At 50.3% G+C, this 12,047-nt stretch carries 13 protein-coding genes and 1 riboswitch; of the genes, 11 read left to right on the top strand and 2 right to left on the bottom strand.

Annotated features, from left to right (window positions below):
- Window positions 1–22 precede the first annotated feature (22 nt).
- The 10 genes from MHI45_RS12680 to MHI45_RS12635 all read left to right on the top strand — a co-directional run bounded on the left by MHI45_RS12680 (window position 23) and on the right by MHI45_RS12635 (window position 10,125).
- Window positions 23–760 (top strand): Cof-type HAD-IIB family hydrolase, encoded by a 738-nt coding sequence (locus MHI45_RS12680; protein WP_038596162.1) that lies wholly within the window; start codon window positions 23–25, stop codon window positions 758–760.
- A gap of 34 nt (window positions 761–794) precedes the next feature.
- On the top strand, window positions 795–1,277 hold the full coding sequence (locus MHI45_RS12675; RefSeq protein WP_038596160.1) for a DUF456 domain-containing protein: 483 nt from the start codon (window positions 795–797) through the stop codon (window positions 1,275–1,277).
- A 21-nt stretch (window positions 1,278–1,298) separates the two neighbouring features.
- Window positions 1,299–2,924 (top strand): putative polysaccharide biosynthesis protein, encoded by a 1,626-nt coding sequence (locus MHI45_RS12670; protein WP_038596157.1) that lies wholly within the window; start codon window positions 1,299–1,301, stop codon window positions 2,922–2,924.
- A gap of 107 nt (window positions 2,925–3,031) precedes the next feature.
- Window positions 3,032–3,376, top strand: coding sequence for a thioredoxin family protein (locus tag MHI45_RS12665; RefSeq protein WP_038596154.1), 345 nt, complete (start codon window positions 3,032–3,034; stop codon window positions 3,374–3,376).
- Window positions 3,377–3,484: 108 nt separating this feature from the next.
- On the top strand, window positions 3,485–4,417 hold the full coding sequence (locus MHI45_RS12660) for a COX15/CtaA family protein (protein WP_144024390.1): 933 nt from the start codon (window positions 3,485–3,487) through the stop codon (window positions 4,415–4,417).
- A gap of 98 nt (window positions 4,418–4,515) precedes the next feature.
- Complete coding sequence (locus tag MHI45_RS12655) at window positions 4,516–6,300, top strand: UbiD family decarboxylase (RefSeq protein WP_076112521.1); 1,785 nt, start codon at window positions 4,516–4,518, stop codon at window positions 6,298–6,300.
- Between the two features lie 135 nt (window positions 6,301–6,435).
- Window positions 6,436–7,176, top strand: a complete 741-nt coding sequence (locus MHI45_RS12650) for a Cthe_2314 family HEPN domain-containing protein (RefSeq protein ID WP_076112520.1) — start codon at window positions 6,436–6,438, stop codon at window positions 7,174–7,176.
- A gap of 88 nt (window positions 7,177–7,264) precedes the next feature.
- Window positions 7,265–7,407: riboswitch (SAM riboswitch) on the top strand.
- A 102-nt stretch (window positions 7,408–7,509) separates the two neighbouring features.
- Complete coding sequence (locus MHI45_RS12645) at window positions 7,510–8,526, top strand: methionine ABC transporter ATP-binding protein (protein WP_076112519.1); 1,017 nt, start codon at window positions 7,510–7,512, stop codon at window positions 8,524–8,526.
- Window positions 8,527–8,564: 38 nt separating this feature from the next.
- Window positions 8,565–9,194: a methionine ABC transporter permease gene (locus tag MHI45_RS12640; protein WP_052092688.1), complete on the top strand. Its 630-nt coding sequence runs from the start codon at window positions 8,565–8,567 to the stop codon at window positions 9,192–9,194.
- A gap of 52 nt (window positions 9,195–9,246) precedes the next feature.
- Entirely contained in the window at window positions 9,247–10,125 is an 879-nt protein-coding gene (locus tag MHI45_RS12635; RefSeq protein ID WP_076112518.1) for a MetQ/NlpA family ABC transporter substrate-binding protein, read from the top strand.
- Between the two features lie 228 nt (window positions 10,126–10,353).
- Here the strand turns inward: MHI45_RS12635 and MHI45_RS12630 are convergent, their stop codons facing one another.
- Window positions 10,354–10,602: a NifU family protein gene (locus MHI45_RS12630; RefSeq protein WP_038596139.1), complete on the bottom strand. Its 249-nt coding sequence runs from the start codon at window positions 10,600–10,602 to the stop codon at window positions 10,354–10,356.
- Window positions 10,603–10,684: 82 nt separating this feature from the next.
- On the opposite strand from MHI45_RS12630, the gene MHI45_RS12625 reads away from it, so the two are divergent.
- A complete protein-coding gene (locus MHI45_RS12625; RefSeq protein ID WP_038596137.1) occupies window positions 10,685–10,939 on the top strand; it encodes a YuzB family protein in 255 nt (84 codons plus the stop codon).
- A gap of 34 nt (window positions 10,940–10,973) precedes the next feature.
- Here the strand turns inward: MHI45_RS12625 and MHI45_RS12620 are convergent, their stop codons facing one another.
- Complete coding sequence (locus MHI45_RS12620; RefSeq protein ID WP_076112517.1) at window positions 10,974–12,035, bottom strand: NAD(P)/FAD-dependent oxidoreductase; 1,062 nt, start codon at window positions 12,033–12,035, stop codon at window positions 10,974–10,976.
- Window positions 12,036–12,047 lie beyond the last annotated feature (12 nt).

Here is a 12,047-nt window from a genome sequence, read left to right as displayed (position 1 = left end):
CATACAAATTGGAGGGGTGGCAATGACTGCCAAATACCGCCTGTTAGCACTGGATATGGATGGAACCTTACTGAATGATGAACAAATCATTACCCCCAAAACGGTAGAATGGATTCAAAAGGCAGTTGATGCAGGCGTTCACGTCTGTCTCTCCACAGGCCGCGCTTCCAAAAGCGCCATGCCTTATGCTGAACAGCTTGGACTTAAGACTCCGATGATTATGGTGAATGGTAGTGAAGTATGGCGGGCTCCGTATGAGCTGTACCGCCGCTCGCTGATGGACCCGGTGCTGGTGCAGCAGATGTATGACATTGCCCAGGAATACGATATCTGGTTCTGGGCGTATTCGGTAGATGAAGTGTACAACCGGAACAACTGGGATGGGGAGATTCTGAGCAGGGAATGGCTCAAGTTTGGTTATTCCACAGAGGATGATGAGATCCGCCATAAGCTGCTGATGCGGCTTCAGGATATGGGCGGTCTCGAAATTACCAATTCATCGCCGCATAATCTGGAGATCAATCCGCTTGGTGTCAATAAGGCATCCGGTATACGCGAGGTTTGCCAGCTGCTGGGTCTCGAAATGTCACAGGTTGTTGCCGTTGGCGATAGTCTGAACGATCTGGCTGCCATCCAGCAGGCCGGATTTGGGGTTGCTATGGGCAACGCCCAGGAGACCGTCAAGCAGGAGGCGGATGCTGTGGTAGCGTCCAATAATGACGATGGAATTGCTGAAGTGATTCAAAAGTATATCCTGTAGTAAGTGCGACCAAAACCTTTAAGGAGATGAGCCAATGGCCATTCTGGGTTGGATTCTGATTATTGCTTTAATCGCGGTCGGACTGGCCGGGGCTGTATACCCGATTCTACCTGGTGCGCTGGCGATTTATCTGGCCTTCTTTGTATACGGGTGGTTCTTCAGCTTCGAACCTTTCGGAGTCTGGTTTTGGTTGTTCCAGACGCTGATTGTAATTATCTTGTTTGTGGCTGATTACGTTGTCGGGGCTTGGGGAGTCAAGAAATTTGGTGGCTCGCGCGCCTCAGTCATCGGCAGCACCATCGGTCTGATTCTGGGGCCGATTCTGACGCCTATCGGTCTGATTCTCGGTCCTTTCATTGGGGCCTTTGTAGGTGAACTGATGGCTGGCTCAAATCCCGGCAAAGCGGTCAAGGTCAGCTTCGGTGCATTGCTTGGCTTATTCAGCAGTACGGTAGTCAAAATCATACTGCAAATTGCCATGGTGGTCCTTTTCTTTATCTGGATCGTAATAAATTAACAGCGAAGAAGGCGAAACAGTTTGTCCAAGAAAGAATCTTTTGTCAAAGGCACGCTTATTCTGGCCGCTGCCGCGCTCGTGGCCCGGGTGCTCGGGCTTGTCCAGCGGGTGCCGCTGGAGCATTTATTCGATGATATCGGGAACGCTTCGTTCACGCAGGCGAACAACGTCTACCTGCTGCTGCTGCCGCTGGCCACAGCCGGAATCCCCAGCACACTAAGTAAAATGGTATCCGAGCGTTATGCCCTGAACCGGCCGCATGAAGCGCAGCAGGTGTACCGGGCCGCACTTATATTTGCCGCTATTGTAGGTGTGCTGATGAGTACAATTTTGTACATAGCTGCTCCTTATTATGCGGAACATACCAAGGTTCCAGAGAGCACCCTGGCCATTCGGGCGATTGCGCCGGCACTGCTGCTGTTCCCCTGCATCGCGATGATGCGCGGTTATTTCCAGGGACGCAACAATATGATGGCTGGAGGAATCTCGCAAATTGTCGAGCAGATTGCCCGGGTATCCACGGCCGTGCTGCTCGCTTTTATTTTGCTCCGCCAGGGATACAGCAATACATGGATGGCAGCCGGCGCGTCATTCGGCAGTGTGCTCGGCAGTATCGGTGCATTTGGCGTCATGTTGTATTATGCAATAAAGCTGCGCCGCAGTGAGGAGCAAGTGGCCCTCTATAAAACCAATGAAGCCAAATTGCCGCTGCTGGGTATTTACAAGGATATTTTCAAGCTTTCTATACCCATTGTGTTATCTTCAATTACGGTTCCGGTAGTGAACTTTATCGATACTTCCTTCATTGTGCCATTGCTTAGTGGGCAAATCGGCATGGCAGAAGCGACCCAGGCTTTGGCGATTTTTGGCAGCCGGGCGCAGAGTATCGCGGGAATACCTCCTGTGTTGTCCATTGCGCTAAGCACCTCGCTGATTCCGATTATCTCAGCGGCCTACGCCCGGCGTGATGAAGAGCATTTGAAACGCCAGGTGACGCTCGCGATGCGCATTTCGATATTAACGGGAACACCAATTGTACTTGCTCTCGTTGTATCAGCCTATTCTGTGAACGGACTGATCTTCAGCAGTCTTGACGGCAGCGGGATTGTTGCGATGCTGACGCTTGGTACAATTTTTCAGATTACAATGATGACGACCAACTCCATTCTGCTGGGAATGGGGAAATCACGAATTTCCATGTATTATGTGATGGCAGGTCTTCTCGTGAAGTTAGGTTCAAACTTCCTGCTGAGCCGCGCCTTCGGGATATACGGCATTATTGCAGCAACGGCGCTTTGCTTCTTCATCATTACTTATCTTAATCTGCGTATGCTCAAAACGATTGTTCCTTTTGAGATTATGGGTAAACGCTGGGGCGGATTCACCGTTGCGGTTCTCGCTTCCGGCGGAATTGGCTACGGCCTGAACGAAGCGGGAGTGATGCTGACCCATCTGATGCCTGCACGGCTTGCTTTCCTGATTACCTGTCTGGTTGTAGGAGCAGCTGTTGTTGTAATTTATCTTGTACTCCTGATTGTGCTGGGTGTGCTAAGCCGCCAGGAGGTTGCCAGTTATCCGCGTGCTTTGCAGAAGCTGCTCAAACCACTGATGAAGCTTCAGCCTGAACGTGTTCGTACTAACGAATAATGCTATGATTAATGTCTTATTTCGTCTATTTTATTTGACTTCCTGAGCACATTTTGCTTCACTTAAAGGGTAACCGACTCAATGATGAAGAAAGGATTGGATAATCCATGGATAAAATTTCTTCCCCTGCGGAATTTCAGGTAGCGATTCAATCACCGCGCTTGAGCGTAGCTGTATTCAAGGCGGATTGGTGCTCCGATTGCAAGTTTATTGATCCTTTTATGCCTGAAGTAGAGCAGAAATACGATGGACGTCTTACGCTTGTCGAAGTAGATGTCGATGCGGTAGGCGATGTCAGCCAGGAACAGAACATTCTTGGAATTCCCAGCTTTGTCGCTTACACCGACGGGCGTGAGCTTGTAAGATTCGTTAATAAGCTGCGCAAATCCCGTGAGGAAATTGAGAATTTTCTGAATACGGCGCTTGAGGTATATCTGAGTATTCACAAGTAATGAAGTTTGCACACCGCTTTCGCCTTGATAGAGCAGAAGCGGTGTTTTTTTAATCTTTCTTCCCTTATATTATCCAGTTCATTCCTATGAAAATTGCGGGTGATCCTATTGACGACAAATCAATTGAAAACGCTTAGCTACATCACTTGCCTCACAATGTTTTTCGCCTTGCTTGGAGGCGCTGTGGTCACGAAGACGGGATCGGGACTGGAGTGCGGACATGATTGGCCGCTCTGCCACGGAAAGCTGATTCCAGCCTATACCGTGGGATCAATGATCGAGTACACCCACCGCTTGTTCAGTGGGTTGGCGGGTTTGGTGTCGTTAATATCGATGTTTGCTTTTTGGCGTTATGCCCGCAGACAGAAGGAACTGCTTGTTTATGCTGGGCTGACACTTTTTTTTGTAGTGGTACAGGGTGGAATGGGAGCGCTTGCGGTCATGCAAGCACAGTCAGCTGCGGTGATGGCGCTGCATATGGGCTTCTCTTTAATAGCTTTCGCCAGCTCACTCATGCTCGCGCTGGGTACGAAGCGGCGGCATGAATCTAGAGCCTTAGAGGAGGCTTACGGGCAAGGGATAAGCCGGGGGTTCCGCAACTTAACGTGGTTTACGGCGTTATATTCATATATTGTCGTTTATATCGGAGCTTATGTTAGCCACACGGATTCACAGGGAGGCTGCTCCGGCTGGCCGCTCTGCAATGGGGAATGGATTCCCGAGCTGTCTGGTGGTGTAGGCATAGTGTTTGTACACCGGGTTGCGGCGGCACTGCTGTTTGTTCTGATCGCACTGCTTGGACATTTAGCCTATTGGAAACACAGAGCATGGCCTGAGCTGAGGGCTCTGGGCGTTGCCGCGGTTGTGCTCTGCCTGCTGCAGGTACTCAGCGGTGCGGCTGTGGTGCATACGCTGTATAACGAACAATTGTACATATTTGCTGCGCTGGCCCATATTTTGCTGATTGCTGGACTGTTCGGAGTCTTGTGCTACATGAGTGTGCGTGTATGGCAGCTGAGCAGAAAGAATAAATCAAACTAAATGCAGGGGAAATGTTCGTCTGTCCTGTATCGTTAGTTCTCAGTAAGACTGCCAATCAGACTTTGGGCACTCAGCCAGGTTTGAGGAGGAACAATATAGTGGGATACGATAATTTGCGTCAATGGATCGAGCAGTTGAGAAAGGATAAGGATCTCGCTGTGATTGATACTCCGGTGGACCCTTATCTTGAACTGGCGGAGATTCATCGGCGTGTGGTACGGGAAGAAGGGCCGGCATTGCTCTTTACCCATGTAAAAGGAACCCCTTTTCCGGTCGCGACAAATTTATTCGGGACGGTCCGCAGGGTAAACCAGGCATTTGGGACCCGGCCCGAGCAACTGATGAAGTCGCTGACGGGGGCGGTGGAAACTTTGCTGCCGCCCACCCCCTCGGCGATATGGAAAGAAAAAGGCCTGCTGTATGATCTGCTCAAGGTAGGCGTCAAAGATGTGCCCCAGGGTGAAGCGCCTGTGCTGGGCATATGCCGCAGTACCGACCCGCTGCAGGAATTGCCCAGAATCACAAGCTGGCACGAGGATGGCGGGCCGCTGATCACCCTCCCGTTAGTATATACCGAGAGTATTACCAATCCGTTGAACCGTAACCTTGGAATGTACCGTGTGCAAATTTATGATGACAATACAACAGGTGTCCATTGGCAAATCCATAAAGGCGGCGGTTTTCATCACCGTGAGGCTGAACTGCTCGGCGAGGCTCTGCCAGTCTCCGTATTTCTCGGCGGCCCGCCGGCGCTGATTGCCGCAGCCATTGCTCCCCTGCCGGAGCGGCTGCCTGAACTGCTGCTGGCTTCGCTAATGCTGGGCCGTCGGCTGCCCATGGTTAAGGATCCCATGGGCGGACACCGGATTCCCGCTGAATCCGAATTCGCCATCCGCGGTCTTGTAACGCCGCTGGAACGTCGCCCGGAGGGACCTTTCGGAGATCCCTATGGATATTATTCCCGGCAGCATGATTTCCCTGTCCTGCATGTTCAGCGGATGTGGCACCGCAAGGATGCGATTTATCCGGCAACGATTGCCGGCAAACCCCGCCAGGAGGATTATTATTTGAAGGATTTTCTTCAGCGCCTCCTGTCCCCGGCCTATCCGCTGCTGATGCCGTCAGTCAAGGCACTGTGGTCTTATACCGAAGCCGGCTCACATTCGCTGGCATCCGCCGTTGTGCGCGAAAGCTATTCGCGCGAAGCGCTGGCATCGGCTTTCCGCATTCTGGGAGAAGGCCAGCTGTCTTTGACCAAATTTCTGCTGCTGACGAATGAACCGGTGGATCTTTGCGATTTCCCCAAGCTGCTGGAGACGGTACTGGAGCGTTTCGATCCGCAAACTGATCTGGTTGTGCTGAATAATACGGCTCAAGATACCTCGGATTATACCGGACACAAGCTGAACCGCGGCAGTAAAGGCGTAATGATGGGCATCGGATCCCCGGTTCGGGTGCTTCCCCGTACCTATAATGAGGGAGTGCTTCCCGGAATTACCGGCGTTGTTCCTTATTGCGGAGGATGTTTAACGGTATCGGGTGCATCCTATATAGACGACCCTGAGCTTCCGCTGAGACTGATCGCCGAACTGCGCCAGAACGAAACGGAATGGCCGCTTGTCATCCTGGTGGATCACGCCGCTGAAACCGCTCAGACGCAAACCTCCTTTCTGTGGACTGTGTTCACCCGGTTTAATCCGGCGAGCGATATTTACGCAGAATCCGAGGTTAACCGCCATCACATTGGCTATAAGCTGCCAATTGTTATCGACGCCCGCATGAAGCCTGATTATCCGGATGAGCTGGAACCGTGCGGGGATATTGTGAAGGTGGTCGACCAAAACTGGAAGAACTATTTCCCGATGCTCACAAAACTAAGTTAATGCTTCCGAAATTAGTTTTGTACGAAGAAGAATCAGGAAGAATTGCTCACAAAACTAAGCGAATGCTTCCGAAGCGAGTTTTGTACGAAGTAGATTCAGGATGTAATGCTTACAAAACTTTAAGGAGGACAAAACATGCTGCGGATATTACTGGGAGAACCGCCGCGCGAGAACGGCGGTGTACTGGCTGAAGCCATGGATAACATGGCGAAGCTTGCAGCGATGCTGCGCAAGGAAATGAACGCGCATGAGGACCACGACCATGAATACCGCAAGCTGGAGATATGGACGCGCGGGCTGATTTCCTCCCTGGACGAGTTGGAGCAAAGCTGGTTCGCGGCAGCCTTTTACCGGAAATTGGTTGTTGCCGGTTATATGGATGATATGACGGTGATCGAGCAGGGCGATTATGCCCGTTATGTTTATTTTTATAAAAACGGCTTTATTCGTGTCTTCTCACTGCTGGACAAGCTTGGAACTGTATTGAACAGTCTGTATAATCTCAACACGACCAAGGTCAAAGCCCATTTCTCATATTTCACCGTGCTGCGGCAATTTCAATTGCTCAAAGCGCATGCACCGCTGGCGGAAGAACTGGAGAATATCAAGAACTCTTACCGGGAGCCGCTGCAGAATCTGCGCAAACGCCGCAACGCCGAAATTCATTATATGAATGCGGAAATGCAGGATGATCTCTGGCAAAGACATCAAGGTCTGCATGATAAAATTCAGCTTGAAGATTTGGACAGTCATCTGGAGGATTTGAAGCAGTGCCTCGAGATGGTGTGCAAATCTTTAAGCGCTTCGTTCCGTTACAGCAATGAGCAGTGGCGTAAAAACGCGGCAGCCTTGAAAGCAGGGGACGGCTCCAAGTAAACTTTCCCTTTGACAAAAAACCTGAAAATTACTATACTTAGGCATGCATTCGTTTCTCACAGAGAACGGCAACTAATTTCATATCATAATCTTATCGAGAGCGGCGGAGGGATAGGCCCGATGAAGCCCGGCAACCGATTTGTGTAATACGCGTCAACCCGCGTTTTAGATGAATGTCATGGTGCTAATTCCTACAATACCGCGCGGTTTGCGGTCTTTGGCAGATGAGAAGGCATTGTTAATAAACGCACAGGGCCTCTTGCGATCTGCAATCGATCGTAAGAGGTCTTTTTGATGTTATAGAAATAGAAATTAAAGAGAGGGGGACAGCAATTGATAGAGCTAAAAGGTTTAACCAAGGTCTACGGAAAAGGCAGCAAGGCCGCTACAGCGCTCTGGGATCTGAACCTGTCCATCAAAAAAGGTGAGGTTTTTGGAGTAATCGGCCATTCTGGAGCGGGAAAAAGCACCCTAATCCGTTGCATTAACCTGCTGGAGCGTCCGACAGAGGGTGAGGTATGGGTGAACGGTGTGGATCTGACGGCGCTGAATCAGAGGCAATTGCAGGTGCAGCGGCGTAAAATCGGAATGATTTTTCAGCATTTCAATTTGCTCACTTCGGCTACAGTATACGATAATATCGCTTTTCCGCTGCGGCTGATGGGCACTCCGGGAAAAGAAATTGACCATAAAGTGAAGGAACTGATAACACTGGTTGGTCTCGAACAACATCTGAACAAATATCCTGCCCAGCTGTCCGGTGGACAGAAGCAGCGGGTGGGCGTGGCCCGTGCCTTGGCTAGTGATCCCGATGTGCTGCTATGCGACGAAGCGACCTCGGCGCTGGATCCGCAGACAACGGATTCCATCCTGCGTCTGCTGCTCGATATCAACAAGCGATTTAATCTGACGATTGTGCTGATTACGCATGAAATGCATGTCATACAGAGCATCTGTGACCGGGTCGCAGTCATTCATGGCGGCGGTATTATCGAGCAGGGGGATGTCGCAGAGGTATTCCTGAAGCCCAAGCATGAAGTAACCAAGGAGTTTATCCGTAGTGAAACTCAGCAGGACGGGCCTCTTCGGGCGGCCATTGATGCAGTGAACGGTGATTTCGGCAAGGCCGTCAAGATTACCTTTTTGGGACAAAAAACGTACGAGTCTACCTTGTCCCATGTGGCCCGCGGCACCGGGGTCAACTTTGCGATTTTACAGGGGACAATCTCCACAATTAAAGATGTGCCTTATGGCCAGCTGATTGTCCGTTTTGAAGGGTCTCCTGAAGCGGTTGAAGCCACAATCGCCGAGTTAACGGCGCAGGGGCTTGATGTGGAGGTGATTTCATAGTGGGCGGCTTGAATTTTAATACGATTAATTGGGAAGAAATGCTTGATGCTACAGTGGCTACACTAAAAATGTTGGCATTTTCCGGAATATTCACAATTATTCTTGGTTTACCACTCGGAATTGTGTTATATTTATGGGGAAGATCAAATAACATTGTTATCAGGGTTATTTACTCGGTATTATCACTACTTGTAAACATCCTGCGTTCCGTTCCATTTCTCATTCTAATGGTAGCATTGATTCCTTTCAGCAAGTCGATTATGGGGACTTCGATAGGTGTGCTCGGTACGATTCCGGCGCTGGTCATCGGTGCGGCTCCGTTTTTTGCCAGACTGGTGGAGACGGCACTGCGTGAGGTTGACCGGGGCGTGATTGAAGCAGCACAAGGAATGGGAGCTTCTACAGGGCAGATCGTTATGCGTGTACTTTTGCCCGAGGCTCGTCCAGGCTTGCTTGCTGGAGTGACCATCACTCTCGTTACGCTCGTTTCCTACACCGCGATGTCGGGGATGATCGGCGGCGGCGGTCTTGGTGACCTGGCAATCCGCTACGGTTATTACCGGTATGAGAAAGAAGTTATGATTATCTCCGTAGTGCTGATGGTTATACTAGTTCAGCTGCTGCAAATGGCCGGAGACCGGCTGGTTAGATTTTTTACCCGGAAATAAGGTACGTCCATATATAGCCTTATTCATACATTTATTAAAGGGGGATTTACAGATGAAGAAAGTACTGCTCACATTTTTCAGCTTGACCTTGGTATTGGTGCTGGCTGCTTGCGGCAACAATAACAATACCAATAACGTGGCCAATTCCGCCGCAACGAATGCACCAACAACAGATGCTTCTGCAGAGCCAACGACCGAACCGGCTGCAGAACCTGTAACCCTCGTGGTCGGCGCATCTCCTGTGCCGCATGCTGAAATTCTCAAGGCTATCGCTCCGCTGCTTGAAGCACAAGGCATCAAGCTGGAGATCAAAGAATTTACAGACTATATCCTGCCGAACACACAGCTTGCCGAAAAGGCACTGGATGCGAACTTCTTCCAGCACAAGCCTTACCTTGATGACCAGAACAAAAAGAACGGCTCGGATCTGGTATCGGTAACTGCTGTTCACGTTGAACCTTTCGGCGCTTATTCCAAAAAAATCAAATCAATTGACGAACTGGCTGACGGCGCGAAAGTAGCCATTCCGAACGATGCCACCAACGGTGGACGCGCACTGATCCTGTTGGCCAAAAACGGCCTGATCACCTTGAAAGATGATACTAATATCACTTCCACCAAAGCGGATATTACCGAAAACAAAAAGAACCTTGAGATCATTGAATTGGATGCAGCAATGCTGCCACGCCAGCTTGATGAAGTGGATATTGCTCTGATCAACACCAACTTTGCACTTGAAGCCGGCCTTGTTCCAACCAAAGATGCATTGTTCATTGAAGGAGCAGATTCCCCTTACGCCAACCTGCTGGTATCCCGTCCTGATAACAAGGATTCCGATGCTATCCAGAAGCTGGCTGCAGCTCTGAACTCTGCGGAAGCTAAAGCATTTATCGAAGAGAAATACGAAGGTGCGATTATCCCTGCATTTTAAGCTGCTGCCTTAGCTGACTTAACAGAATTACAACGACGGAAAACCCCGCATGCCAGAAATAGGCATGCGGGGTTTTTAGTACTCCGGTTGTTGCGAAATGTGAAATCCTCTATAATACATATAACAAGTGGAAACGGCTTCGCCGTAGTGTGAAGCCTATAAATTCTTATAGTTCAAAAAAATCCCGGGTCTTCTTCTCAGAAGATCCGGGATCGGTATCAAACGGGATTAGAATACTTGAACAACTTCTTCTACGCCTTCTACTTCTTCAAGGAGGGCGCGTTCGATCCCGGCTTTCAACGTGATCGTGGAGCTGGGGCAACTGCCGCAGGCACCCATAAGCTTCAACTTAACAATGCCGTCTTCAACATCGATCAGTTCGACGTCACCGCCATCGCGCTGCAGGAACGGACGAAGTTTATCGAGCACTTCCAGTACTTCATCATACATGGTGGTGCTTTGTACATTCTCACTCATTTCTCAATCACTCCTTTCGTAAGTTCATTATAGTACAAAAAGTTAAAAAATAAAATGGTTAGTGCAGAATAGGGAGAGCATCATGAGACCAATTATTGAATTTTGTGCCAGTAATATTGGCCATGGCACGGAACCGCTGAAAAAAAAGCTGGAACAAAATCCGGAATACGATGTCATTGAATACGGTTGTCTGAACAACTGCGGCGAGTGCTACCTGCAGCCATTCGCCATGGTTGACGGCGAGATTATTGAAGCAGCTTCTCCGGAGGAACTGGAAGCAGCCATCGAGGCCGCAATTAAGGAACAGGAAGCATGGGACAATCTGGAACTGGACTAGCCAAAGGCTAGTCCTATCCTTGGCCTACCTTAACTTAACCCAAAGGTCGTTTGGACATCCACAATACGCCGCTTTTCAGCAGACGGGGGACACGTCCCATGACGGAGCGGCGGCCCATCAGCCCGAAACCGGCATGTTTGCCCAGGGAACCAAGCGTTCCCTTCAGCTTGATCGCATGGAGCTTCGGTGTTTCGCCGCGCCACAGCGCCTGAAGGACATGTGCTACCTGTTCCCCTTGCGCTCCGGCTGCCTGAGCACTTGGAGCGAACGGAAGGCTGGCGCAGTCGCCGAGCACGTACACTTCCGGATAATCCGCTATATTGTAATATTGGTCCAGCATGATCCGGCCACTGCGGTCTTTCGCTACTTCGAGCTGCTGGACTACCCGGACCGGCTGGATTCCGGCGGTCCATACAGTAACATCAGCAGGAATAGCCTGGGTGCCATTATAGATGGCATCCTTTTCTACATGAGATACGGAAATTTTGCCCAGTGTCTCGACATGGTGTTCGCTGAACCATTCTTCCACATACTTGGACAGCTTCGCCGGAAAAGCCGACAGCACGCGTTCCCCGCGATCCAGTATAGAAATATTCAGGTCAGGACGGCTTTCACGCAGCTCTGCGGCAATTTCCACTCCGCTTAATCCCCCGCCTACAATATTAACTGTTCCATAAGGCTTCACATCATTCAGCCGCCGATACGTTTCCCGCGTTTCCGAGAAGCTCTGGATACTGCAGGTATATTGCTCTGCTCCTTGAATGCCATGATAATTATCTGTACAGCCGAGAGCGATCGCCAGGATATCATAGGAAACCGGCTCGCCGGTCTCCATGAATATCATTCTGCTCTCCAGATCAATGGAGCCTACTTCACCATATCTGACGGTCAGACGCGGATGCACGGGAAACTGGATGCGTAAATGGTAATCGTTCACCGTCCCTGCAGCAAGCGCATAATACTCTGTCTTGATTCCCTGATAAGGCATCCGGTCGATTAGGACGATCTCCATATCATGAGGGAGATGGTTGTTGAGCAGTTCTTGGATAAGGGCAAGGCCGCCGTAGCCGCCACCCAGGACGAGTAGTGTTCTCATGCAGACCGATCT

Origin of the sequence: Paenibacillus sp. FSL H3-0321 (genome assembly GCF_038002865.1) — a bacterium.
Taxonomy (GTDB): Bacteria; Bacillota; Bacilli; order Paenibacillales; family Paenibacillaceae; genus Paenibacillus_AQ.
This window is presented reverse-complemented; position numbering and strand designations above follow the sequence as displayed.